The sequence below is a fragment of the Methanosarcina hadiensis genome, from assembly GCF_046529725.1.
GTDB classification, from domain to species: Archaea; Halobacteriota; Methanosarcinia; order Methanosarcinales; family Methanosarcinaceae; genus Methanosarcina; species Methanosarcina hadiensis.
The window spans coordinates 3,788,830-3,814,690 of the sequence record NZ_CP136241.1 but is presented as its reverse complement, the minus strand read 5'-3'; the positions used below and the strand labels follow the sequence as shown (position 1 = coordinate 3,814,690).

The following is a 25,861-nucleotide window of genomic DNA, read 5'->3' as shown; positions in this document are numbered from 1 at the left end:
TTTCAATCCCGTGGGACTTCTTCGACTTCAACGCCTCCTTCAAAAACCAGTGGAGCTCCTGCAGGCTGTTCTATAATTACTTTTGACTGAAGAGAGTAACCGAAGATTTTCTTAAAGAATTTCTTCTGTTTTTCGACTTCCCAGATTTCAAGCTGGCACTCGCGCTGGGCATGCATCTCAAGTACAAGGACTTCGGTAGAGGCTATATAGAAACGGACGTGGGATACAATGCCGGTATGAGAGCGGTCAAGCCCTTCGGCAATACGGAGCAGGGCACTGAGTGCTCTAATACTCTTTACAGTTTCTCTACTTAGCCCTTCAAGGTTGGGGTGTTTCTTTTTAGGGGTGTTTTTCCTGTGGAAGTAAGCAAGGTTTGCAATAATCTCTATTTCCTCAGGCTGGAAGCCAGGGAGGCTGCTTTCTCTTATGAGATGATAGGCGTGTGCCTGATGGGTGTCATATGAGAGAAACGTGCCTATGTCGTGCAGGGCTGCGCCATACTCAAGAAGTTCTCTCTCACTCTCGTTGAAGTCATAAATTCCCAGTGCCTGAATACTGTCAAAAAGTTCAAGTGCAAGCCTTGTAACGATATGGGAATGTTCCTCGTCAAAATTACAGGCAAGGCCGAGCTGCATAATGCTGCGCTTTCTTACCGACATCTGTGTAACCATGTACGAGAATTCGCTCTTTGAAATGTAGTCCACAAGCAGTCCTTCCCTGAGCCCGCGTTTGCTGACCATAATCTCCTGGAGTTCAAGTTCTTCCATAAGAGTCTCTATAATTGCAGCTCCTGCAAGGATTATATCTGCTCTCTGGGAATTTATTCCGGGAAATTTGCGCCTCTCTTCAAGCGGCAGGGCACACATTGCCCTGACAATCTTCTTAAGGTCTTCATACTCAAGTTTCTCAAAACTCTCATGGGCTGTCTTATGCAGGTAGACAAAGGCGATTTTCGCAAGGTTTTCGATAGTCCCCGAGCTTCCAACGGCACAGCTTAGGGTATATCTCGAAAGCTCTTTAATCACATCCGCACTCTTGCGCCTGATATGTGCCTTGACCTGTTCATAACGTTCCTCTGAGACTGGGCCTGTTTCATCGGGGAGGAACATATTTGTCAGGCGGATTGATCCAAGGTTAAGGGAGTGAAGGAAATAATACTGGTTCTGGTCTCCTACAGACAATTCAGTGCTTCCACCCCCGATATCAATGAAAACAGCCTTTGTGTCTCCAAGTCTGAGCCCGCTTGAGACTCCAAGGTAAATCAGGCGGGCTTCTTCCGAACCTGAAATCGTGCAAACCTCAAGGTTTGCTTCCTTTTTTATCATTTCAAGAAGCTGGACTTTATTGCTTGCGTCCCGGGTTGCAGAGGTCGCCACGGCTATGATCTCTTCTGCCCTGTAAGCTCTTGCAAGCTCCATAAATTTCTTACAGACAAAGGTTGCCCTCTCCATTGCTTTTGGCTGCAGGATCCTGTCTATAAACTCTTTATCTCCAAGCCGCACCGTTTCCTTCTGTTTGGTCAGGGGCTGGTAAGACCCGTTGGGATTGATCCGGACCAGAAGAAGCCGGACCGAGTTAGTCCCGATATCAATAAACGCAACAACCCTGCCTTCGGAAATTTTCTCGGGTTCCATTCACGACCACCTGAAAGCCCTGCCTTTCGTTTTTCTCGAAGGATTTGAGAGCTTCATAAGCTTAACAGTATTTGTTCACATTTTTATTCTATTTGAGATTTGTTTTTCGGTCTCTAATTTTCCTGATTTATATCTTTCCATATATGTAAATTGTAAGTTCAAAAATTATGCCCATATGAAACATTAAAAGACTGTATAAAAAAGTTTTCGCAGGATAGGAGAAGCATAAAACCGAGTAACAAGAAGAAGAAAAGAGAAAAAGAGGAGAAAACAAAAGATAAGAAAAGAAAAAAGAGAAGGGGAGAAAACAAAAGATAAGAAAAAAAGAGAAGAAAAAAGAGAAGAGGAGAAAACAAAAGATAAGAGAAAAAAAGTAGAAAGCAAAGGAAAGATGAAGAAGAGATTTGGATTTTCCTTCAGCTTCTTTCTGTTCTTTCTGTCTTAATATCCCAGATACCTCTGTTCTCAAGCATCCAGAGCTGAGAATCCAGTTCTTCTTCTTCAGGTTGCGGGTAGATCCTTTCAGTCCTGCCATTTGGAAGCAGGAGGCGTGCTTTCACGTTATCTTTCAGGTGGATACCAAGGATGATATCGCGCACGACGGGAATATAATCCGAAGACATTGGGAAGAGGACCTCAACCCTGTTATCAAGGTTTCGGGGCATAAGGTCAGCGCTTCCCATAAAGATTTCCTCTTTTCCGCCGTTTCTGAAGTAATATATTCTTGAGTGTTCAAGAAAACGCCCGACTATAGAAGTTACTCTAATATTTTCACTTAATCCATAAATGCCGGGCCTGAGACAACAGATGCCTCTGACAATGAGGTCTATTTTTACCCCGGCTCGTGAAGCCCTGTAAAGCTCACGGATGCACTGGTAGTCCACAAGGGAATTCATCTTGAAGATCAGGTGCCCGTTTCCGAATTTTTCGTGCATATCAATCTCGCGCCTGATACGTTCAAGAATCTGGTGCCTCATGGTCTGGGGTGCTACCAGGAGTTTGATATAATGGTCTTTTCTTGAATAGCCTGTAAGGGCATTGAAAAGGTCGGAGATGTCTTTGCCGATGAATGGATCACCTGTAAGATAGCCGCAGTCGGTGTAGATTTTTCCTGTGACAGCGTTATAATTACCGGTGCTCATGTGCACATAGTACCTGATGCCGCCTTCTTTTTCAGCTCTTACTATGAGGCACATCTTTGCATGGGTTTTACGCCCTGGAAAACCGTAAGCTACATGGACTCCTTTACGCTCAAGCTCTTTTGCCCAGCCGATATTGTTCTCTTCGTCAAAACGGGCTTTGAGTTCAACAAGGACAGCAACCTGTTTACTCCGGTCGGCTGCTTTCATAAGGGCCTGAATAATCCTGGAATTGTCATCCACCCTGTAGAGCGTCATTTTTATCGCAAGGACATCAGGGTCATCGGCTGCTTCTTCCACCAGATCGGTTACTGATTCAAAGCTATCATAAGGGTGATAGAGAAGGATATCCTTCTTTTTTAAGGCTGCAAAAATGTTTTCTTTATCAGCCATGCGGGGATGTTTTTTCTGCTCAAAAGGTTCATATTTAAGCTCAGGGCGGTTAAGTTGAGCAAGTTTCATAAGGCTTGATAGGCCTAGAGGCGCTGCTGATTTAAACATCAGGGGAGATGTCAGTTCCAGGTTCTTAAGGAGAATCTCAGAGACTTTCTCAGGCATAGTATAGTCGGTTTCAAGCCTTACGGCAGGCCCGAAGTAATTTCTGCCAACCCTCTGCTTCACAGCAGTAAGGAGATCCTTGTCCCCATCTTCATCAAAACCAAGATCTGCGTCCCGAGTTATCCTGAAGGGATAAGCTCCCAGAATGCGCTGCCCCGGAAAGAGCAGGTCCAGGTTTGCAGCTATCAGCTGTTCAAGCCACACAAAGCGGCCTGTTTTCAGTTCCTCAAAACCGGAAGTTATTTTTTCCTGTCCTTCTTCAGGCACAGCAATCAGCCTTGAGAACATCGGGGGGATTTTAACTCTGGCAAAACGTTCACCATAATCCAGGTCATCGATAAGTACTGCAAGGTTGAGACTGAGGTTAGAAATATGCGGGAAAGGATGCCCGGAGTCAAAACCGAGAGGAGTAAGTAACGGGAAAATATTTCTTTCAAAATAATCCCTGAGTTTTTCCCTGTCCTGTCCGGAAAGTTCGAAGTAATTAAGAACCTTAATGCCTTCTTCCCTGAGGGCAGGTTCGAGAATTTCATTCCAGCAGCTATCATGACGAGGAAACTGCCTTAGAAGTTCTTCCCGGATAATGCGAAGCTGTTCCTGAGCCAGTTCATCTATGCGATCCTCCTTTGCCGCTTCTGAAATGCGCTTCTGGACCCCTGATACCCTGACCATAAAAAACTCGTCAAGATTGCTCCCGAAGATAGAAAGAAACTTGACTCTCTCAAGCAGAGGGTTACGTTCATCGAGAGCCTCTTCAAGAACTCTATCATTGAACTGGAGCCAGCTGTATTCGCGATCTGCATAAAAACATGGATCATTAAGGTCAGGCATGCCTGATACTTCAACCCGGGTTCCATCAACACTATCCGTAACCGATCTATCAAAATCTGCGCACTGAATTGGGAAGTTCCGCTCCATTCCTATCACGCGTGACCTGGGTTTTGTATCCGTTCATATCTGTCTTCAAAAATATAGCAAGATTTGGATATAACATTTTTGCCTGTTTTATAATTTGACATTTCTGTAATTTATTCGTATAGCTTACAGGGTCGAAAAGAAGATAGCCTTAATCAATTAAATAGTCAAAATATTCGGGCTTTCTAAAAGTTTTCTTTTTATTCATATCAACCCTTTCAATAACCATTTCAACCCTTTCAACGACTATTTAACATGTTGAGATTCTCAGTTTCCTCTCCAAGGCAAAGAGTATTTTCTTATAAACTAATCGGAGATGCATTGTCACCAAGACATATATAGACTTTTGGATTAACAGAAACGTAGAGGCTCTTCGAAACCCTGGCAAACTCACTACTATTTATTAATATATAGTACTAAAGACTTATAACATTATCTCTTAGAAAATGAAGAAAATAAACAAAAGAAAAATGCTTAGCATCTATAAAAACGGAAAATAGAGGCAGGTCATTAAAGTAGAACTATGATAAAAAGTAGGAAAACATAGTATATATTTTAGTCGATATTCTTTTAATTTCTATGCCAACACTACCTTAATTTTTAAATTTATCCTTCAAGTGAGCATAAAATTCCTGCTCTTTCCCGGTAGTTTTTCTCAGCAGCCTTTCCACAATCAGTTCAGGAGTGCTTCTCGCTACACGGTTGTATATAGGGTTTCGGTTTACAACCAATTCCAGACTGGAGTCAAGCCCGTCCGCCTCTATTCCGTCAACCCTGATATCTGTCCCTGTGTTTTCAAGGATAAGTTCCGAAAGATGGGAAACAAAAACTCCAAGGCTCTCTTCACTCCGGGTAAGATATTCAAGAATCCCTGCTATAATCCTGGCTGAAGCTCCGGGTTCGGTAATAGACTCAAGTTCGTCGGCAAGAACAAGTTTTCCAGAAGATTCCGAAAGCACGGAAAATTGCTTGAGGGTAGTTTCAAAAGCTCCTGCATCAAGGGTTCCTTTTGATTTTCCGAAGTAATAGAATTCTTCTACAGGCCCCAGTTCAAGTTCTCTTGCAGGGACCGGAAAGCCCATGTGTCCCAGAACCACACACTGGGCAAGCAGTTCGAGCAGGGAAGTTTTCCCACCGGAGTTTACCCCACTCAAAAGTACAACCCTGTTTTCCAGACCTTCAGGAGATAAACCTGTTTTTCCGACAGAGTAGCTTACAGGATCGATTTCCCCGTATCTGGCCTTTAGGAATAAATTTTCTCCAGCTTCAAAACCAATCCCTGCTTCAGAAATAATTACTGGCATATTCAGCTGGAATTTTGCGGCAAAGCAGGCTATGGAAAAGCCCAGGTCGAAGTCAAGAACTTCCCTCACAAGCCTTTCTACAGTCTGGCGAAAAGTTGAAAGGGCTTTTGCAAGTTCCCTCTTACTGGAAAGCCTTGTTTTTTCAAGGGACATGTTCAGCTTTTGCCTGAGAAGCTGCAACTGAGCCTGCTCTGCTCTGAGAGGATAGGAAATTTCATCGGGGAATAGAGAATCCAGCATCAGTTTTTCCTGCTTCTGAAAGTCGAGCCTTTCTGAGAGTTCTTCTTTCACTGCTTCGATTTCGCCCATATAGACTTTTTGCAGCTCTTTTGCGAGCAGGTCTTTAATCTCAATTCCCCCGCTCACAATCTTGATCAGTTCCTGCCCGCTCAGAGTAAGGGAACTGGATTCAAGTGTCAGGTTCATGCGCTGGTTAGCCTCATTCAGGGCTGAAGTCAGTACAGGATCCAGATTTTCCAGAGAGGCTCCAAGCCTGTCAATTTCGGAGTCAAATCCTTCGACAGGTTTTCCATCCTCTCCAACTTTTAGAAGAGTTGTTTTAAGGATTTCAAGCTCCCCGTCCGAAAGCTCTTCAAAGAAACCGAAACCGGATGTCCGCAAGGTTGATGCTATATTAAGGCAGGCAAGGATGCAGTCCATATTTTTCGCGAAAAAAGCCAGTTCTACTTCAGGCAGGATCTGCCAGAACTCGGCTTTTAAAGGGTCCGGGAAAAGTTCAGGCTCAAGCCCTTCGGGTAGGTCAAAACTGAGATACGTGTCATCAAAAACAATAACACTCGAGTATCCTCTTGCAAGGTCTACAAACTCGGAAAAGTCTTCCACAGCCTGAACAGACAGGAACGCCTGGAATCTCTCTTTGGCTGCATCCAGAGTTTTCCGGTCGCCTGAGATAATAATCCTGTCTCGCACCCTCAAATTTCCGGGCACGGGCTTGAGTTTCTTTACCTTTGAAAGGAGACTGAGAAACTCCGTATTCGCAGAGAGAATGCCTGCCAGTTCCAGATACTCCGCTACAAAAGCCCGCCTCTCTTCAATAAGGTCCATGCGGGATGCGGGGAACGGATAAAAGAGATCCAGCCTGTCCCTGGCATGTGAAGTGTGAGCAAACGTTTTTATCAGCTCAAGAAGGTGGGAATAAAGGTCAAGGGCTTCTTTTGTTTTCAGAAAATCCGAAATCGAACATCCCTCGGCACGGGCTCTGACATCCCTGGCAAGGGAAAGGGCGAATGTGTGGCTGACTCCGTTAACCTCGGAAAGCGAAGCTATATCCCCTTCGAGGATTGCCTGAAGCGCAGCGTCCTCGCTCCCGAAGTGCTCTACAAGCCTGCCGGCTACACGCTCGCCTATTCCATTAAGTTCCCTTAAACCTGAGAGCTGCTGAGAAATTGCCATATTTAAAACACTTTTAGTAGATATTTGAATTCAGGGCTGAAACCCTATTTTTATCTTTTTAGTTGAGAAGAAGAGAAAGTTCTTTTTCAAGATACGGGTGCATAGAAGCCGTATATCCGTGCGTTTCTTCAGTAGTATTGTACATTGCTTTTGGCTCTTCTGCCAGGGCAAAAGTCCTGAGTGCCAGTTCATGAGAGATTACGGTATCATTAAAAGAGTGGACCATGACAAGCTTTGAAGGCGGCAAATCACTGAGGTAATTATCAGGGTCAATTGAACGGTAGAACTGACAGGCTTCAAAGTCAGTTACCTGTGAGGAATCGAGCTCTTCAGTGCCGTATCCTGAAGTACTGATCCCTATTACTCCCTTAATGAAAGGTTCAAGGGCACAGGCGATAACCGCAAACCTGCCACCGTTACTTTCTCCAAGAACAGCAAGCTTTTCCGGATTTATTTCCGGCTGGACAGAAAGAACATCTGCGGCTTTAAGGACATCATAAACCATAAGATATTCAACAGGTTCGAGGCCAGCCCTGAAAAGTTCGAGGTCCCTTTCGATGTTTATTGCTCCCTGATTGCGCTGGTCAAGTGTAAAGGTTGCATACCCCAGTTTTGAGAGCTCCATAGCCAGCCCCTGTTCCCCTTCTTTACTGACTCCTGCTCCAGGAAGCAGAATTATTCCTGGGGAGGAAGGAGATGCATTTGCAGGAATCCTCAGCAGAGCCTGAACTTTATCGCCTCCGCTTTCAAAAGAAACCAGTTTTAAAGTATCCGGGTTTTCAGGCGAATACAGGTCTTCGACTTCCCGAACAGTGAATACGGGTTCTCCTCTCTCTGGAAAAGATAAAATTCCTGCTTCTGAAAGATCCCATTTCAGAGTTTCCTCCATGGAATTGGAAGGGTTATAGAGGATCCCTAAGATACCCACAAGTACCAGGAGAAAACCCAGGAAAAAAATTGCGGGTTTCGGAGTTCTGGTGCCTGAAGAAAATCCCTTCGTTTTTTTGATTACCTTTTTTCCAGAACTATTCCTGCTCAAGTGAACCCTGCCAGAAAAAAGCAATTACGGCCAGAAGCCGTTTACAGCACTTAAGAATAACACTGCTATGCCCACAAGGGCACCTGCGATCAGCACTGTCTTGGGCTGGATGTGAATTGCGTTTTTGTCGGCTTCGTAGTAGCGCATAAGCCCTGCTGAGGACTGAAGTCCGGAACCTGATTTTTTAGCCATGAATAAAACACCATTAAAAATGCATTTGATATTGCTTAGTTTATCCTGAGATTAGAAAACGTAACCCAGATATAAATCTACTGTTAATTTGAACTGCTCATCTGGATAGTCATCAAGTTATTTCCAGTTTTCATATAATTTACAGTTATCATATATAAATTATGCAGAGCAATTACGGATCCAGCTCTGGGAATCCAGCTCTTGATAATCAGTCCTTCATTAACCAAATCTCCAATTAAAGGTCTAATTAAGGATCTAAAAATTAAAGAACAGAAACCAGCAGCGTAGGGTTTCAGATCAGAACCTCTCAGACAAGAACTTCATCAAGCAGGATAGGCGGATAAAATACGCCTCTCTCAGTGATAAGCGCGGTTACGTTTTCCATAGGAGTTGCATCAAAGGCAGGGTTGTAAACCGGAACGTCTTTCGGGGCAATCTGTTCGCAACCTGCAAACCGCAGTTCATCAGGATTTCGCATCTCAATTTTTATGCTCCCCTCCCAGCCTTTAAAGTCGAAAGTAGAGATCGGAGCTGCCACGTAAAATGGAATTTCATGTTCTCTTGCAAGGACCGAATGTGTATAGGTGCCTATCTTATTAAAAACAACGTCCTGAGTAATTCGGTCAGCCCCTACGAGCACGCTGTTAACAAGCCCCTGGCGCATTGCCCAGCCAGCCATGGAATCGGCAATAAGGGTCACAGGGATTTTGTCCTGCATAAGCTCCCAGGTAGTAATCCTGCTTCCCTGGTTTAAAGGCCTGGTTTCGCAGGCAAGGACTTTGATCTCTTTGCCATCAGCAATAGCCGAACGCACAACTCCGAGGGCTGTACCCCAGTCAACGCAGGCAAGCCTTCCGGCGTTACAGTGTGTGAGTACGGTATCCCCGTCTTTCAGGAGCTTTGCCCCGTGTTTGCCTATGAGTTTATTTGTTTCGACATCTTCTTCTGCAATATCTCTGGCTTCCTGAAGAGCAATATCCCGTATTCCCTGAACATCAAAGGCATCAGAAACAGCATTCAGGACCCTATCGACGCCCCAGCTAAGGTTTACAGCTGTAGGGCGAGTAGATTTGAGTGCTTTTGCCGCAACTTTAAGGTCTCTCATTATGGATTCAATATCTTTTGCACTGCTGAGGGAAGCTGCCAGGGCAATACCAAAGCCTCCTGCAGCACCGAGCGCAGGTGCACCTCTGATCCTGAGAGACTGTATGGCCTCACAGAGAGAACTCAGGGTTTTGCATTCTATTACTCTGTATTCTTGCGGAAGTAAGGTCTGGTCTACCAGTACCACAGAATTGGACTCTTCGTTCCAGTCAATCGTCCTCATTAAATCACTTTCCGATGTGAACATCAGGTTCTGCCGGAGAATTTCTCGACTTCCTTTTCAAGCCTCCCATCAGATAAAAACTTATTTGGTATCCTTTTTCTGGAAAAACTGAACAAAAGGTTCAAATGAGCTTTTGTTTCCGGATAGCCGACCGAACAGGCGAACCAGAAACCTAACTGAAGATTCAATTTAAAATTCCCTGCTTCAGATAAAAATAATAGATAAGAAGGCAGTTGAGAAGCCTGATATCATATTAATAAATTTGTTTTACTTTAAGCCAGTAAATTTTAGAGTACGTCTTGGATATATATAAATAAACGTAGTATTTCATTCACGGAGAGCAAAATTAGATATAATAGATTTATAAAGTAACAGTACAAATAACAGAAGATTTTAAATTCATAGCTGAAATACAGGAAGATTTGTAATTTAGAATTATAATTCATAATTTCAGGGACTCTGAATCCATAAATCTCTGGATCTATAATTTTGGAAGTTTTGAGTATCTATCGCGTATGCAGGTCGGGTTTATGAGAGTCAGGGTATTCATCGGAGAGTAAGCGCTTATGACAAAAATAAAAATAGCAATTGCAGGGATCGGGAACTGTGCAAGCTCTTTGATACAGGGCATCGAGTACTATAAAACCGAAGATAAAGATCCCATAGGGCTTATGCATGGGGAAATCGGAGGGTACGGGCCCGGAGATATCAAAGTTGTTGCTGCTTTTGACATAGATGCCAGGAAGGTGGGGAAGGACGTTTCCGAGGCTATATTTGCTCCCCCGAACTGCACAGCGGTTTTTTGTCCAGATGTTCCCGTTGCAGGTGTGAAGGTAAAAATGGGCAGGGTGCTTGATGGGGTTTCCGACCACATGAAGAACTATGGGGAAAATTATACTTTTGTTGTCAGCAAAGAATCCGAAGCCACAAAAGCAGACATTGTGAAAGAACTTAAGGATTCGGGTGCGGAAATGCTTCTCAATTATATGCCTGTGGGTTCCGAAGAAGCTACCCGCTTTTACGCTGAATGTGCACTTGAAGCAGGGGTGGCATTTATCAATAATATGCCTGTTTTCATTGCAAGTAATCCGGAATGGGCTAAGCGGTTTGAAGAAAAAAACATTCCCATTATAGGCGATGATATAAAAGCCCAGCTTGGAGCAACGATCACTCACAGGGTTCTTGCAGACCTGTTCGAGAAACGCGGCGTAAAGCTCGAGAGAACATATCAGCTGAATACCGGCGGAAACACTGATTTCCTCAATATGCTTAACAGGAACAGGCTTGCTTCCAAACGTGAGTCAAAGACAGAAGCCGTCCAATCCGTGCTTTCGCAGAAGCTTGAAGACGAAAATATCCACATCGGACCAAGTGACTATGTTGCCTGGCAGAAAGATAACAAAGTGTGCTTCCTCAGGATGGAAGGCAAGCTTTTCGGGGATGTGCCCATGAATCTTGAGCTCAGGCTTTCAGTAGAAGATTCCCCCAATTCCGCAGGTGTGGTTATTGATGCAATCCGCTGCTGCAAGCTTGCCCTTGACCGCGGGATAGGAGGAGTACTGTACTCCCCATCCTCTTACTTCATGAAACATCCGGCTATCCAGTATCCTGACGATGTGGCATACCGCAGGACTGAAGAATTTATAGCCGGCACCAGGGAACGTTAAAGAGGCACTAAAGAAAGAAGAAAAAACCTCTGAGGAAGAAAATACCTGTAAAAACAGTTAATCTCAGAAGATCCCGGAGACTGCCGGGAATTTTATATTTTTCTTCTCTCAAAAGATTTCTGTCAAATAAATTTCCTGTGAGTTTATCTTTTTTACTGATTTAGAGAGTTTGCTAATTTAACGAATTCCTTCTGCTGTAATTGTAAATTCCGCACTTGATCCTTCAGGACGGGAGCGGTGTTTGTAGATAACGGCGCGCCTTGTACCCTCACCTGTTTTTTCCAGCCGAATGATTGTCTTTGAGATATGTTCAAGGGAACTCCCTCCCAGCGGGCGTACTCCTCCTCCTATAACATCCGAATATACCTGGTTTGTTATAACTGCAGCGAAGCCGTGCTTACGGGCAAGGGCGTGTAAAAACCCTATCTGGTTAGCAAGCTCTCTGCGGCTTTTTATGCCGGTCTCCTCATCTTCAAGCTCAAACCTGTAGTATGAGGTTGCAGAGTCCAGGACCACGAGCCCGATATTTTCACCTGCTATTCTTTCTATCTCTCTTACGGCTGAATACTGTTCTTCAAAACTGAGAGGTTCGTAGATAATTATGCTTCTGGCTATTTCCTTTGCATTTTCCCCTGCAATCTGCTTGAAACGGACAGGAGAAAGCCCTTCCGTATCTACAAAAATGACTCTCTGTCCCTGTTTTACACATTCTACTGCAAGCTGGATACAGATGTTTGTTTTTCCGGTTCCTGCAGCTCCGAATACCTGGGTTACGATTCCTTTCTCAAAACCTCCTCCAAGGAGGTCATCAAGGGGTTTGCAACCGGAAGATAACAGCTTCTCTATGACATGACACCTCTTTTTGCGCTTGAGAGAGGTATGAAAGACCAATGATATAATGCTTTTTTTGTAATTTTTTGTCTTTTTCCGAAAAAAGATCTCCTGAAGCTGAAGAATTAAAAGGAAGCTCTCATGTTAGTCCTGTAAAAAGGAATCTTTTATTAATATATTTTAATGTTTTCGAGGAATAAGTCCAAATATATGCTGTCCATACCTATAACCACCAAAATGCCTTCCACATTAGATAAAGTCTCCTGTGATTGAAAATTGACTTATAAATCACATGTTTTTCAAACAAATGATTAAAAATCATAGTTTTTAGGCAGATGACAAAGGTGTAATCTTTAGACATAAAACCAGAGGGTTATTGTATACAAAGTAAGAGGTTTATTGTATCCAGGTTAGGTTGAAAAACCGTTATAAGTAAGATCGGACATTTAAAATAATTGCCTGGAAAGATAAATTTCACTCAAGGGAGTGAAAAATGATATATAAAAGGCACTTTTAGAAACTGCATGCCCTGTTCCGGTATTACTAACGAGTTTGGAAGATTCACTCAATTGGTGAGTTGGTTTGAAATGATACCCGTGCAGGGTTTTGTTTTACTGCTGTGATGCGCTCTGCGCCGGCACAATCCCTCTCTGCACACTGGAAATAAAAATAGGATGTAAAAAGGATACACGATGAAGGTGTGCAAGTGTGAAGTAAGAATAAGAAAATTGTACCAGATAAAAAGTATACAGAATGTGAAAAAAATAATTGTCTATGAGTTTACAAGTGTTAGAAAAAGGAGATGAGAACTGGATAAACAAAACTGGGCTTTATAGATTCCGGAAAAATCTATAAAGCTCTTTGTTAATAACGATGTGGATAACATCATTGCCTAATCAAATTACATGACCATTCTGATGTATAAAAAACTATCGATGCTATGTCAGAGTGACCTTGCTAGAGTCGCCCACATCTTTTTTTAAAAATTGGATCGTCAGAAGACTTCCCAAAAGGCATAATGTGAGATGAACTATGATCAGTTTAGCTAATGCTATCGAATTCGCAAAATTTTTGTTTGAATTGGCAAATGGAATAAAGAATGTAATGGAACTTTACGAGAAAATAACAGCAAATATTAAACGAAAAAAGTAAAAACAATCTTAACCTTTTTATTTTTCGAAATTGACCTGAACAAAGATAAAGTAAATTTACTTTCCTCGCTTATAGTTACAGTCTTCCGCTGTAAGCTACATATTTTTGATCGGCAAATACTGCGTAAATACATTTATTAATATATTTTAATGTTTTCGAGGAATAAGTCCAAATATATGCTGTCCATACCTATAACCACCTAAATGCCTTCCACATTATATAGAGTCTCCTGTATACGAAAATGTTCTTATATGTCAGGCATTTTTTTAAAAACAAAACCCCTTAAATTTGTTACCAGATTTGGTAACAAATGGGTCTCTTTGTATACAAAGTAAAAGGGTTATTGTATACAAAGTAAGAGGTTTATTGTATCCAGAGTTAGGTTGAAAAACCGTTATAAGTAAGATCGGGCATTTAGAATAATTACCTGGAAATAAAGATAAATTTCACTCAGGAGAGTGAAAAACGATATCTAGAAGGGCACTCTTAAGAAACTGCATGCCCTGTTCCGATGTTGCTGACGAGTTTGGAAGAGTATTATACGATTAGTGGGTTGGCTAGGAATGGTACCCGTGCAGGGTTTTGTTTTGCTGCTGTGATGCGTTCTGCGCCGGCACAATCCCTCTCTGCACACTGGAAATAAAAACAGAATGTAAAAAAAGATGCATGTGAAGGCATGCGAATTATAAGTAAGAATAAAAAATTGTACCATAATAAGAGGGGCGCAAATATGGCAAAAGTAATAGTTTACACAACCGAATGTTGTCCGAAGTGCAATAAGTTGAAGAAATTTCTGGAAGCAAATTCAGTACCTTTCGAGGTAGCAGATATGTCTACACCGGAATCCCTGACCGAGCTGCGTTTTAATGGAGTATTTACAGTTACAGCGCCTGTTTTACAGATCAATGACGAATTTTTGACTTATACAGAACTCTTCAGCGGGGATGAAGTGAATCCGGAAAAACTCCTGGGAATTGTATAACCCGGTATATGAAAATTTAAAAAAGCTTAAAAAACGCTAAAAAACTTAAATATTCAACTCTGCAAATTCCATCCTATCATTAAACAATTACCGAAGATGAGAAAATGACAGGCGAGACTTTCTTAACCGATGACGATTTATCTGACGATCAGCCCGTTCGAAAGGCACTTACCGGGCTCTCCATATCTTCCCTCCCTAAAAGTGATCAGCTATCTGACAATCAGCACGTACAGAAGACGCTTGATGGGCTGTCCGTCTCCCCCCTCCCAAAAGTCAGAACTACAGAAGGTTTCATTCTTAACTGGGACAGGAATATTATTGTAAGCCAGCTTTTGAAAGAAACAAAACTTAGTGAGGTCTTCTACAGCAAGCCTGCAATCACAAAAGAAGAAGCCGTTGATATTGCAAAAGAAGCCGAAAAAATAATCAGGAAAATGAATCTCAAATTCCTTTCAGGCCCTCTTATCCGTGAAATAGTAAACAATATTCTGCTTGACAGAGGGCATGTGGAATGGAGAAATATAATGACGAGAGTCGGAGCATCTGTTTATGATGCTTATGAAATCGACTCGGGATTCGGCTTCGGGGCAAACGATAACGCAAACCAGCTGAATAACGCCGAGACATCCCACAAGAGAAAAGCTGACAAGATGTCCAAAGAGCAGAATCTCCTCCTGATGCCCAAGGAGCTTGCAGATCTGCACTTAAACGGCGACTTCCATATCCATGACCTCGAATATATGGGCACAAGGCCTTTCTGCCAGGACTGGGACCTTCGCTACTTCTTCTACTACGGGCTCATGCCTGATGGAGTAGGTACACAGTCAAGCGTTGCAAAACCAGCAAAGAATGCAGAGGTAGCTTTTCTCCATGCTGTCAAGGCAATGGGTTCAGCCCAGACCAATTTTGCAGGCGGGCAGGGATTTTACAATTTCCTGACTTTTATCGCGCCCTATCTGGAAGGAAAGTCCGAAATTGAAATCAGACAGCTCATGCAGATGTTCGTCTATGAAATGATGCAGATGATGTGTGCAAGAGGAGGGCAGACTGTCTTTTCCTCAGTCCAGCTTTCCCCGGGCGTCCCCAGGCTCTGGAGAAATATTCCTGTCGTTGCTATGGGTAAAGTCTGGGATGGAAAACAGGCACCTCTCAGGACCTATGGGGAATTCGAAAAAGAAGTCCGTCTGGGGTTCAAAGCTCTTATGGATGTTATGCTTGAAGGAGATGCCTGGGGGAAACCATTTAGCTTCCCCAAGCCTGAGATTTCTCTTGAACCGGACTTCATGGAAGAAGACGAGAGCTTTAACGAAGCTCATCCCGAACTTCCGACTTACAAAGAACTTTACAGGCTGACCTTTGAGCTGGCTGCCAAATTCGGGACTCCTTACTTTGACAATCAGCTTCCCGAATATAGAGGTGCAGGAGAAGGAATATCCTGTTATCAGTGCTGTGCTTACCAGTTTTCTGCAAACCCTACCGATGATAAGCAATTTGACGACAAACTGCATTTCAGGGACGGAAAGCACTTTTCAATGGGTTCGTGGATGGTCCTGTCTTTAAACTGCCCCAGAGCCGCATACAGGGCTGAATATGATGATGAGAAACTTTTCGCTGAACTCAAGAATTTGATGAATAAGGGTATGGAAGTTTTCAAAATCAAGCGGAGATGGATGAATAGCCTGATTAAGAAAAATAGGATCCCCTTTGCAGCCCAGTGCCCTAAAGACCCGAACACAGGGGAAAAAGGAGCAATGGCTGTTGACTTTGACAGCCTTGTATATACGATTGGAATTGTAGGGATCAATGAGATGGTCCAGTACCATACAGGCTACCAGATCCATGAGTCCCCTGTTGCGTACAAGCTTGCAATCAGGGCTATGTTTGAAATGAAAATGCATGCCCAGAAACTCTCGAAAGAAAACGGCATGGAAATTGCCCTTGCAAGGACTCCTGCGGAAACTACAGCTCAGCGCTTTGCGGTTTCAGACCTCCTGCACAGGGAATATGCTGACAAAGCACAGATCACAATTAAAGGCGACCTGAAAACCGCATTGAAGGAATTCAATGAGACACGGGATCTGCCAATCTACTATACCAATGGGACTCATATCCCTCCGGGAGCCGATATTTCCCTGCCTGAAAGGATAAAATATGAGCACACTTTCTTCCCGATCGTGGATGGAGGAAATATCATGCATATCTGGCTTGGGGAAGGAAAGCCTGATCCAGACGGCCTTCAGGAGCTTGCAATGCACATAGCAAAAAATACCCAGACAGGTTACTTTGCTTTCACAAGGGACATGACCGTGTGCATTGACGAAGGATACGTAACTGCTGGCCTGCTGGATAGATGCCCGAAATGCGGGTCCGGATATGTGCAGCACCTCTCAAGAATCACAGGATACCTCCAGTCCGTAGAAGGCTGGAACAGGGGCAAGCGCCAGGAACTCAAGGACAGGAAAAGATACGGCACAAGGGAACTCAGGTGAGCTCCTTTAAATCTTTTTTACGTAAAAAGGAAATGGAAAAGCCATGAAAGTAAATTACGCAGGTACTGTCCCGCTTTCAACCCTTGACTGGACAGGAAGGTCTGTGGTCACTATCTTTTTCAGGGGCTGCCCTCTTCGCTGCCCCTACTGTCAGAACTACCCTTACATTGAAGGGAAGGGTTTTGTAGAACTTGAATTTGTGGAAGAGCAGATTAAAAGTTCGAAGCCCTTCGTAAGTGCAGTTGTTTTTTCAGGAGGGGAACCACTTATGCAGGAGGCTGTTATTCCCCTTGCAGAGTTTGCAAAAAGGCTTGGGCTTTTTGTAGGGATTCACACGAACGGCTGCTATCCTGAAATGGCAGAAGAACTCGTTAAGCGAAGGTTAGTTGATAAATTTTTCATCGATATAAAAGCCCCTCTGGATAATTCAGTACTCTATGGGGAAGTTACAGGCTGCGGAAAACACGAAGCCGTCAAAAAAAATCCTGAAGAGATCATATCAGCAGTTATAGAAACAATTGAAATCGCAGAGCCCTGCGACCTGGGACCTGAATTAAGAACAACAGTAATCAGGGATTTAATTGGAGATAAAGAAGAAATCGCCTGCATAGCTTCCTGGATTTCAAAGCATGTAAAAAATAAGGAGATTATATACGTGCTACAACAGGGTATTCCCGAATATAGCTTGCAGGAGAAGCTTAGAAAAACAAAAGTCCTGGAAAGGGAAGAATTATACGATCTTGGAATAGCAGCAAAGGTATTTCTTAAAAATGTAAGGATAAGAACAAAAGAAAAAGGGGAGGAGATTATTTGATATTGAACTCTTTTGCTGATAGCTTCTCCTTTTTGTTTTCCTCAGATAATAATATAATTCACTCCTAATTATAATTCATTCTTTATTATAATTCACTCCTTATAATAATCCACCGTTTTTAATAAAACTCGCCCTTCTAATTATAATTCAATCTTTATTATAATTCACTCCTTATTATAACTCACCATTTTAATATAACTTGTCTTTTTAAAACAATTCGTTCTTTATTATAATTAGTCCTTTTCTACGATTTTATCTTTTATCTAACATATCTTTACAGAAAAAACTGTTTTAGGTTCAAATTCATTTGAAGTTTACAAAAGTCTTATACATGACGAAGAATAAAAAGAAATTGATTCAACCCCTGAAAAGCCATTGCTCTGGATTTGAGTTCCTGAGAAATACAGGCTTTCTTTCTCCGGAACACTTTCCAGGCATCTTCTTCGATTCCTGCATGCCCTGAACAGGACGCAGAAAAACCAGGCTGAGTTATCCGGCTCATTGTTAAAGTAGTTAAATGCATGCCCTGAACAGGACTCAGAAAACCCCTTCGCATATGCATCAAAGTTTTGTGTAACCTTTGGGGTTACAAAAGTTAAATAAAGGTGATTAACTCAGTCAATTTTGTTCCGGAAAAGGATACGTATCTATAAAAAATCAAAGAGAAAGTAACTGCTCCTGAAATATGACCATGAAAGAAACAAAAGTATCTTCAATAGGAGAGCGCGCTCTAATCTCCCGCCTATCTGCGATTTTCAATGCCCCCGAAGGAAAGGAAAGAATACAGAAAGGTATTCTTGCAGGTGCCGGTTCCGATGACTGCGCTGTCCTTGACCTGAAAGGCGAAGACTGTCTGGTCGTTACGACTGATATGCTGCACAGGACCACGGATTTTCCTGCAGAAATGACTCCCTGGCAGATGGGCTGGATGTCTGCAGCCGTAAACCTGAGCGATATTGCAGCCATGGGTGCAGAACCGACAGGCATTCTTATGGCTATAGGCATGCCTTCAGATTCTGAAATTGCTTTTATCGAAGAGCTTGCAAGAGGCATACAGGCATGTGCTGATTTCTGTGGGACTGCTGTTATCGGAGGTGACATTGATACCCACGCCGAACTGACAATTACAGGGACAGCCCTGGGAAGGGTTAAAAAAAGCCAGCTTCTCCTGCGAAGAGGGGCAAAGCCCGGAGACCTTGTCTGTATTACGGGATACACAGGAACAGCGGGAGCCGCACTGAAGGCAGTTCAGACGAAAAAATGCGTCAGTGAAGCTGTCCTGAAGGCTCTTTTTGAACCGATTCCCCGTACAAAAGAAGCTAGAAAACTGGCTGAGTCGGGTGCTGTCACGTCCATGATGGATACAAGCGACGGGCTTGCCATGTCTCTTTATGACCTTTCAAGGCAGAGTAAGGTAGGTTTCATGATCCGGGAAAATGCCCTTCCCGTTCTTCCGGAGGTAAGACAGTTCGCTTCAGGTCCGGGGGAACTGCTGGAATTTGCACTTTACACAGGAGGAGACTTCGAACTCATTTTTACGGTTGATCCCGGACGGCTAAAAAAAGTACAAAATATATGTAACTTGACTATCATAGGAGAATGCACAAAGTATGAAGCTGGTATTATGCTTGAATCCCCGGAATGCAGGCTAACAGCTATAAAACAGCTGGGATACCAGCAGCTAAAAGCCTAGATGGCTGATTAGCTTTCCTGATAAACTTACGTTAACCCCCATATCAAAAACCTGGAGTGAAAGTAAGAAGTTTAGAAACATCGAGTACAAAGCCCCATACTACCACAGAAATCGAAAAGGCTTCAGGTTAAATTGACTAAATTTATAAATATATAATTTATGCACAAGGTTCAGAAGGATAGAATATGAAAAAAGCAACTTTACAAACATTTACAGCGATTCTGGCGCTGGGACTATTATTCTGCGGGACTGCAGGCGCAGTTCCAGGTGTAATAGGAGAGATTGCCCCTTCCCAGAATTCTACTGTTACAGGGACGGTGGGAGCAACTCAAACGTTCACCATTCCTTTAAACGAAACCGCGAGCGTTATATGGACTGAAAATGGCGTATCCACAACACTACCAACTGATGGAAGCAATGTCGCAGCTCTTAATCATATCTTCCGGTCGGGTTCATACCAGGTGACAGCTTCCATAGACGGAGTAGGGCAAATAGCAGCCTGGAATGTAGAAGGTGCTGAAGGAACGCTGTCAATTACAAGCAAAAGTCCTGAGAACAATCCAAGCACACAAACGAATGTAACTCAAGAATTCAGTGTTGGCACAAACAAAGTAGCTGACATTACATGGTATATAAACGGAATAGTTGTTGATTCAGCCAGTGGAGTTACATCGGATACGTATCAAAACGTTTCATCCTCAGCAGGCACATATAATGTTACTGCTGTAGCCCTGAATGGTACAGAAACTGCCAGCTACAAATGGGACTGGACAGTAGGAACGTCCGGCGTACCTGTCAGTGTTGATCCCTCAGAAGGGCCAGTAACGGTATCCCAGGGAGGATCCAAGGCTTTCTATGTCAACTCTACAAATAACCAGAACATCAAAGTTGAGTGGTTTGTCAATAGTGAATCAAAGAAAACAGAAGATGGTGTAGCTTCATCTTCATATGAATTCAACGGAACTACCTCAGGCAGCTACAATCTTTCTGCAGTGGTCTCCGATCCTAACGGAAATTATAGTCCATTGACAAAAACATGGAATGTAACAGTCCGGGACAAATATTATTCAAGCGGAAACAGGATCTGGGAAGACGGGATGGACACCACGTACACATGGACTGCCCAGAGTTACTCAGGCTTTTTCTATGACCTTGATAGCGGTGTTTCTTCTGAAGAGATGACTATTAAGGATATAAGAAGAAACATAGACGAGGGGAATATTGAGTACTCAACAAGACCTACCGAAACTAAGTTTGAATACGGCAGCTGGGGTTCATACCAGATAATAGGGTTCATGGCAGAGAAATACTTCGCAGGTTACAGTGATAATGCCACAGTTGATGGAGTAGACAGAGTAAGCCTGATATCCGATGGGGTGCTTGCCAAAATCTTGACAGATAATGACGATAAAAAGTCCGCATACTCAGGAGATTCTTTTGAACTTGAAGATGGTTATGCCCTGAATATTGTGGAAGTTGATGTTAATGGAAAAAGCGTCTGGATCCAGCTTGAGAAGGACGGAAACGTGGTAGACGATGATTTCATTACCTCGGATAGCGACTACGTTTACGAGACCGAAATCGGAGAAGCAGAAGATGTACCAATAATTATAGTCCACTTCGGAACGGTTTTCGCAGGCACTGAGACTTCTGCGGTCTTCATACAGGGCATCTTCCAGGTTTCGGATACCTATATAGAACTTGCAAAAGGAGATTCCTATGGGGAAATGGAAGTAACTTCCCTGAGCAGTGATGAAATAAAAATGAAGAATGAGGACGAAGTAAGCCTTGATAAAGGTGATACGGTCGACCTTATGGGTAAGATACAGATTCAGGTAGCTGATGACAGTGTACTGCGTTTTGCTCCTGTCCTTGATACTTCTGAGGAAGGGGTTTACGAACTGCGCGGAACTGTCTATGATAAAGATGTTGATGGAAGTTCTCTTCCGACCTGGACGCCTTACAATTTTGAAGGCTTCTACTACAATATAGATGAAGGGATAGGAACCGAAAAGCTGGAAATCAAGGAACTTGACGGCAGGGAAATCCCGTCAGGGCAACTTGTCTATACCTCCGCACCCCAACCTGTCCAGTTTGAACACAAAAACTGGGGCAATTTCACAGTCGTTGGGTTCATGGCAGAAAAATACTTTGCAGGATATCCCGATGGTACCGTTGGCGGCGAAATTGACGGAGTGAGCCTCTTATCGGATAGTGTTCTTTCCAAAGTCCTTACAGACAGCGATGACAAGAAGTCATTTTATTCGGGTGATGCCCTTATACTTGAGGAAGGGTACTCACTGAATATCCTGGAAGTGGATATTAATGGAGAGTCCGTCTGGGTCCAGCTTGAAAAGGACGGAAAAGTGGTGGATGACGATTTCATTTCATCAAACGATGATTACATCTATGAAACCGAGATCGGAGAAGCTGAAGATGTGCCTGTAATCATTGTCCACTTCGGTACAGTATTTGCAGGTACCGAGACTTCTGCTGTCTTCGCACAGGGAATCTTCCAGATCTCAGATGAATACATCGAAATCAATAGTGGAGATACCTTCGGTGATATGGAAATCACCAGTGTCTCAGCAGATACCGGCATCACAATGAAGAATGATGATGATATCGGGCTCAGTGATGACGAGACCATTGATGTTATGGGAGATATCAAATTCAAGACCGCTGACAGTAATACTCTCAGGTTCTACCCATTCGTTGAAGTCGAAACCGAAAGTAACGAAAGCAGAGAACTCAAGATTAATTTGCCCGGTGAAATCATCATAGACGATACTTTTAATATCGAAGTGATTGCGGCTGATAATCCTATTGAAGGCGTCACTGTAAGAGTCAACACAACCAACGTGGGTAAAACCAATGCTGACGGAGTTGTTGAATATACAGCTGAAAAGGAAGGAACCTTCAAGGTTACTGCAGAGAAAGACGGTTACACTACAGCAAACAAGAACATGAAAGTTATTCCTCCGAAAGAGAAGATGAGCCTCAATATTACTCCTCAGACAGTATATGTAGGAGACACAATCACACTGGAGGCCTTAAAAACGATTGGAGGAAACCCGATCGAGGGTGTAAACATCTCGATTGACGGCAAGGCTGCTGGAAAGACTGACTCTGACGGAAAGTTCACCTATACTACAGAGGAAGTCGGCAAAATTAAGGTCAGTGCTACCGCAGAGGGGTACCTTGACAAGAGCGTTGAAGTCGATGTGAAAGATTATGAAGCTATCTTCACATTCTCCAATCTGGTAATTGACCCGATAGAGGTAAGAGCCGGAAAAGAAGCAAAGATCAGTATTAATGCCGAAAACTCGGGTAATGCTGCAGGGGAATATGATGTGGAATTAATTGTGAACGATACTTCGGTTGATTCCCAGAAGATTTCCCTTGGTGTGGGAGAAAGCAAAACATTAGTTTTCGAACACAGTGAAGAAATCCCGGGCGCTTACAAAGTTAAAGTTGGAGACCAGGAAACTACCTATACGGTAAAAGAAAAGTCCTCTATCCTGCTTTACTCCCTGATAGGAATTATCCTGCTGGTGGCTGGTGGAATAGCTTATATGTTTACCAAGGGCGGCTGGACTGTTGCGACCCTTCAGGCTAAGGTAGACGAACTTATAAAGTCAGCAAACCTGAAAAAGTAAAACAACAAAAAATTAAGAAAAATGATTTAAACAAAACAGAAACTTAAATTCCCGCGTTTTCATCTAACGCGGGCCTCTTTTATATTTAAAAGATATTGAGCTCATTCTGTTTTTAAAAATATTGGGCTCATTCCATATTTTAAAAGTTACTGAGTTTATTCCATATTCTAAAAGTTATTGATTTATTTCATTTTTTAAAGTTATTGATTTATTCCATTTTCTTAAACGCACGTTCGATGGCATCTATCAGACTATTCTTCGGAGCTATTGTTGTAACCGGAATGTTCAGGATTTTCTCCACTGTAGGCCCTACAATGGGGGCACAGACCAGGGCTTTTGCTCCATCTCTTTCGGCATTCACGGCTGAAATAATTGCTTCTTCCATAGAGGTTGCCGAATACTCTCTGATAGTAACAAGCCTGCCGCCAATCTTTTTCTTTGTCTCCACGATGTTGTCAAGTACGGATCTGGCTGCAATTACAGCGATAAAATCCCCACTATCCGATTCCTTGATATCACGGATAGTTTTTACAATCTGACGAAGAGTTTTTATGTTAGGGTCCCGGTTACCCGATAGGATCTTATAGAGGGTGCTCGGGGGGATGTTCGCTTTTTTTGCAAAATCCACTGCAGTCAGATTGAGGTCTTCCTTGATAACAGCGGAGAGTGTTCTCTGAAACACTTCATCAGACTCAAATGCGGATTTGATGACCTTGTCTGCAACGTTCATAAAATTCAACCTCTGATCCTGTAAAAGATTTTGATAAATATGAAAGATTTACGTTTTACAGGAGTTTTATTCCTAAATGAGAAATATATCCGGAAGTATTAATACATTTGGGTCATAATAAGAAGGCATCTGAGAAAGTATATATAGCAAATTTTAAACATACTAACGCGTAAGAGTTTGATCTTCATTTTACAGAAATTCTTCTTTCAAATAAAATATGAAAGAATGGGGCGGGATGGACTATTGAATAAGTTTGTAAAGATTCATAAAAAAACGGACAAAAAATCTGCAATATTTTCGCAAAGAGAGCCCTGTCCCAGTAGATCTTATTTAGAAGGTGGATCTATTATTGTTAGAAGAGGCAATTATTGAGGTGATATTTTGAGAAAATCAAGCATGCTTATTCTTACTTTACTGATGGTTGCATCTATCTTCGTATCAGGTTGTGCAGATAACGAAGGTACAGATGAGAATGCAACTACAGGAGCTACAATTACTGAATTGAGGATTGGTTACCAGCCGAGTACGCATCAGGTTGCGTATATGACTGCCTATGAGAAAGGATGGTGGCAGGAAGATCTGGCACCCTATGGGATTACAAGAATAAGAGAATATGAGTTTCCGACAGGTGCTCCCGAGATGCAGGCTATGCTTGCCGGAAACCTGGATGTCGCCTATGTTGGAGCAGCCCCGGCTATTACAGCCCTCAGCCAGGGGCTTGATGCAAAGATCGTTGAACCTGTGCAGATAAACGGTTCAAGTCTTGTTCTCAGGCCTGAACACGAGTATGAAAGCCCTGAAGACCTGAAAGGGCTCAGGATTGCTACCTTCCCTCCGGGAACAATTCAGGACACCCTGCTCAGAGACTGGCTCAGGGAAAACGGACTTGATCCTGATAGAGACGTGACAATCCTTGGAATGACTCCTGGGGATGCTGTTACAGCTATTTCAGCCAGACAGATTGATGCAGTTTTCCTGCCTCACCCCTCACCTGCAGTAATTGAAAATGAGGGTAATGGGCGCACTATTGTACAATCTGGAGAAATGAGCCCGAACCATGCCTGCTGTGTACTTCTCGTGAGTGGGAAACTTATCAGAGAACATCCTGATATCGTGCAGCAGATTGTAGAGACCCACATTAAGGCAACAGAATACAACCAGGAAAATCAGGATGAAGCCGCCCAGATCTATTCAAATAAAACCACAGAGAATGTGGAAGTTGTAAAAAAATCTATCGAGGAATGGGATGGAGCCTGGATTACAGATCCTGAACTGATTAAAAGCTCAACTGTCGAATATTCAAACATACAATACGAACTCAACTATACCCAGAAACCTCTGACAGAAGAAGAAATATTCGACACTAGCTTCTATGAAGCAGCCATAAATGAAGAATAAAAGAGAAAGTTAATAACAAATTTTTATTAATGTTAGACTGCCCCGGCTATTAAAGGGGCAGTTTTGAACTTTAATTAGTTCTAAAAACGGAGAACTGCCGGAAAGATAAAAAACTAAGAATTCTTTTAATTAGACATGAAAATCAATTTCATAAAAACAATCCAAAAAAAAGGCGTTGAATTATTATCTCTTATATTTGCAGTTATTATATGGCAACTTGTAGCGGACAGGATCGTACAGGATAGATTGCTTCTGCCAAGTTTTTCTGATGTAGTAATCTCTTTTTCTGCAATTATCGAAAGCGGGCTGATTTATACTGATATGCTGACAAGTTTAGTTCACTTTGGAACAGGCATTGCTGCTGCGCTTATACTGGGAATCCCTCTTGGAATAATTATGGGATGGTTCAAAACAGTAAACACGGCAGTAGACCCTATAATAGAAATTCTGCGTCCTATCCCTCCTCTAGCCTGGATTCCTTTTGCAATAGTATGGTTCGGACTTACTCAGCAAGCAGCAGGTTTTATTATATTTGTAGGAATGGTCTTTCCCATTATCATAAATACTTATACTGGTTTCAAAAATGTACCCAGGGTTTATGTTGAAGCAGCAAAGGTTCTCGGATGTACACGTAACATAGACCTCATCCGATTCATTGCAATTCCCTCAGCCATGCCTTCAATTGCTGCAGGAATCAGAATTGCAATGGGTGTAGGCTGGATGTGCCTTGTAGCTGCAGAAATGTTTGGGGTCAGTTCCAGTGGACTTGGTTACAGACTATGGCAAAATTACTACCTGCACAGGATGAGTTTCGTACTTGTCTATATGCTCCTGCTCGGGTTCATAGGTCTTTTTATTGACCGTTTCTTCAGGCACTATGTAGATTCAAAGTTGCTCAAATGGAGTTCAGGGACTGTGGTATAAA

General features: G+C 42.8%; 17 protein-coding genes. 8 read left to right on the top strand and 9 right to left on the bottom strand.

The genetic code is table 11. The features are described from left to right. Positions 1-2: 2 nt before the first annotated feature. The 6 genes from RSJ42_RS16365 to RSJ42_RS16340 form a co-directional block, all read right to left on the bottom strand. The gene (locus tag RSJ42_RS16365; protein ID WP_410508307.1) at positions 3-1,634 is read right to left on the bottom strand and encodes an HD domain-containing protein; all 1,632 of its coding nucleotides are present in this window, start codon (positions 1,632-1,634) and stop codon (positions 3-5) included. Between the two features lie 416 nt (positions 1,635-2,050). Then, positions 2,051-4,249 carry a polyphosphate kinase 1 gene (ppk1, locus tag RSJ42_RS16360; RefSeq protein ID WP_410510399.1) on the bottom strand — a complete coding sequence of 733 codons (2,199 nt, stop codon included), beginning with the start codon at positions 4,247-4,249 and terminating at the stop codon, positions 2,051-2,053. Between the two features lie 590 nt (positions 4,250-4,839). Further along, a complete protein-coding gene (locus RSJ42_RS16355) occupies positions 4,840-6,963 on the bottom strand; it encodes an endonuclease MutS2 (protein WP_410508306.1) in 2,124 nt (707 codons plus the stop codon). Positions 6,964-7,021: 58 nt separating this feature from the next. Next, entirely contained in the window at positions 7,022-8,002 is a 981-nt protein-coding gene (locus tag RSJ42_RS16350) for an alpha/beta hydrolase (RefSeq protein WP_410508305.1), read from the bottom strand. Between the two features lie 24 nt (positions 8,003-8,026). Then, a complete protein-coding gene (locus RSJ42_RS16345; protein ID WP_410508304.1) occupies positions 8,027-8,194 on the bottom strand; it encodes a preprotein translocase subunit Sec61beta in 168 nt (55 codons plus the stop codon). 307 nt (positions 8,195-8,501) lie between these two features. Further along, positions 8,502-9,521, bottom strand: a complete 1,020-nt coding sequence (locus RSJ42_RS16340; RefSeq protein WP_410508303.1) for an S-methyl-5-thioribose-1-phosphate isomerase — start codon at positions 9,519-9,521, stop codon at positions 8,502-8,504. Between the two features lie 566 nt (positions 9,522-10,087). Here RSJ42_RS16340 and RSJ42_RS16335 point away from each other — a divergent pair. Then, positions 10,088-11,188 carry an inositol-3-phosphate synthase gene (locus RSJ42_RS16335; RefSeq protein ID WP_410508302.1) on the top strand — a complete coding sequence of 367 codons (1,101 nt, stop codon included), beginning with the start codon at positions 10,088-10,090 and terminating at the stop codon, positions 11,186-11,188. A 177-nt stretch (positions 11,189-11,365) separates the two neighbouring features. Here RSJ42_RS16335 and radB read toward each other — a convergent pair whose 3' ends face one another. Beyond that, complete coding sequence (gene radB, locus RSJ42_RS16330) at positions 11,366-12,079, bottom strand: DNA repair and recombination protein RadB (RefSeq protein WP_410508301.1); 714 nt, start codon at positions 12,077-12,079, stop codon at positions 11,366-11,368. Positions 12,080-13,901: 1,822 nt separating this feature from the next. Here radB and RSJ42_RS16325 point away from each other — a divergent pair. The 3 genes from RSJ42_RS16325 to RSJ42_RS16315 all read left to right on the top strand — a co-directional run bounded on the left by RSJ42_RS16325 (position 13,902) and on the right by RSJ42_RS16315 (position 17,456). After that, positions 13,902-14,153, top strand: coding sequence for a glutaredoxin family protein (locus RSJ42_RS16325; RefSeq protein WP_410508300.1), 252 nt, complete (start codon positions 13,902-13,904; stop codon positions 14,151-14,153). 104 nt (positions 14,154-14,257) lie between these two features. Continuing rightward, positions 14,258-16,642, top strand: coding sequence for an anaerobic ribonucleoside-triphosphate reductase (gene nrdD / locus RSJ42_RS16320; protein ID WP_410508299.1), 2,385 nt, complete (start codon positions 14,258-14,260; stop codon positions 16,640-16,642). Between the two features lie 43 nt (positions 16,643-16,685). Further along, a complete protein-coding gene (locus RSJ42_RS16315) occupies positions 16,686-17,456 on the top strand; it encodes an anaerobic ribonucleoside-triphosphate reductase activating protein (protein ID WP_410508298.1) in 771 nt (256 codons plus the stop codon). 325 nt (positions 17,457-17,781) lie between these two features. On the opposite strand, the gene RSJ42_RS16310 is transcribed toward RSJ42_RS16315, so the two are convergent. Beyond that, positions 17,782-17,958 carry a hypothetical protein gene (locus tag RSJ42_RS16310; protein ID WP_410508297.1) on the bottom strand — a complete coding sequence of 59 codons (177 nt, stop codon included), beginning with the start codon at positions 17,956-17,958 and terminating at the stop codon, positions 17,782-17,784. 189 nt (positions 17,959-18,147) lie between these two features. Between RSJ42_RS16310 and thiL the strand changes: the two genes are divergently transcribed. Both thiL and RSJ42_RS16300 read left to right on the top strand, forming a co-directional pair. Beyond that, entirely contained in the window at positions 18,148-19,149 is a 1,002-nt protein-coding gene (gene thiL, locus RSJ42_RS16305) for a thiamine-phosphate kinase (protein ID WP_410508296.1), read from the top strand. A 185-nt stretch (positions 19,150-19,334) separates the two neighbouring features. Then, the gene (locus tag RSJ42_RS16300; protein ID WP_410508295.1) at positions 19,335-22,808 is read left to right on the top strand and encodes an S-layer protein domain-containing protein; all 3,474 of its coding nucleotides are present in this window, start codon (positions 19,335-19,337) and stop codon (positions 22,806-22,808) included. A 208-nt stretch (positions 22,809-23,016) separates the two neighbouring features. On the opposite strand, the gene RSJ42_RS16295 is transcribed toward RSJ42_RS16300, so the two are convergent. Then, positions 23,017-23,538: a helix-turn-helix domain-containing protein gene (locus RSJ42_RS16295; protein ID WP_410508294.1), complete on the bottom strand. Its 522-nt coding sequence runs from the start codon at positions 23,536-23,538 to the stop codon at positions 23,017-23,019. A gap of 381 nt (positions 23,539-23,919) precedes the next feature. On the opposite strand from RSJ42_RS16295, the gene RSJ42_RS16290 reads away from it, so the two are divergent. Beyond that, positions 23,920-24,936, top strand: a complete 1,017-nt coding sequence (locus RSJ42_RS16290; protein ID WP_410508293.1) for an ABC transporter substrate-binding protein — start codon at positions 23,920-23,922, stop codon at positions 24,934-24,936. A 135-nt stretch (positions 24,937-25,071) separates the two neighbouring features. Further along, positions 25,072-25,860 (top strand): ABC transporter permease, encoded by a 789-nt coding sequence (locus RSJ42_RS16285; RefSeq protein ID WP_410508292.1) that lies wholly within the window; start codon positions 25,072-25,074, stop codon positions 25,858-25,860. The last annotated feature ends 1 nt before the right edge of the window (position 25,861 follow it).

Bases quoted from the DNA above. Each gene is read 5' to 3' on its own strand.
- RSJ42_RS16315 (WP_410508298.1), top strand. From the start codon at position 16,686: ATGAAAGTAAATTACGCAGGTACTGTCCCGCTTTCAACCCTTGACTGG.
- RSJ42_RS16335 (WP_410508302.1), top strand. From the start codon at position 10,088: ATGACAAAAATAAAAATAGCAATTGCAGGGATCGGGAACTGTGCAAGC.
- RSJ42_RS16295 (WP_410508294.1), bottom strand. From the start codon at position 23,538: ATGAACGTTGCAGACAAGGTCATCAAATCCGCATTTGAGTCTGATGAA.
- thiL (WP_410508296.1), top strand. From the start codon at position 18,148: ATGAAAGAAACAAAAGTATCTTCAATAGGAGAGCGCGCTCTAATCTCC.
- RSJ42_RS16325 (WP_410508300.1), top strand. From the start codon at position 13,902: ATGGCAAAAGTAATAGTTTACACAACCGAATGTTGTCCGAAGTGCAAT.
- ppk1 (WP_410510399.1), bottom strand. From the start codon at position 4,249: ATGGAGCGGAACTTCCCAATTCAGTGCGCAGATTTTGATAGATCGGTT.
- RSJ42_RS16285 (WP_410508292.1), top strand. From the start codon at position 25,072: ATGAAAATCAATTTCATAAAAACAATCCAAAAAAAAGGCGTTGAATTA.
- RSJ42_RS16300 (WP_410508295.1), top strand. From the start codon at position 19,335: ATGAAAAAAGCAACTTTACAAACATTTACAGCGATTCTGGCGCTGGGA.
- RSJ42_RS16365 (WP_410508307.1), bottom strand. From the start codon at position 1,634: ATGGAACCCGAGAAAATTTCCGAAGGCAGGGTTGTTGCGTTTATTGAT.
- RSJ42_RS16340 (WP_410508303.1), bottom strand. From the start codon at position 9,521: ATGAGGACGATTGACTGGAACGAAGAGTCCAATTCTGTGGTACTGGTA.
- RSJ42_RS16345 (WP_410508304.1), bottom strand. From the start codon at position 8,194: ATGGCTAAAAAATCAGGTTCCGGACTTCAGTCCTCAGCAGGGCTTATG.
- RSJ42_RS16310 (WP_410508297.1), bottom strand. From the start codon at position 17,958: ATGAGCCGGATAACTCAGCCTGGTTTTTCTGCGTCCTGTTCAGGGCAT.
- nrdD (WP_410508299.1), top strand. From the start codon at position 14,258: ATGACAGGCGAGACTTTCTTAACCGATGACGATTTATCTGACGATCAG.
- RSJ42_RS16355 (WP_410508306.1), bottom strand. From the start codon at position 6,963: ATGGCAATTTCTCAGCAGCTCTCAGGTTTAAGGGAACTTAATGGAATA.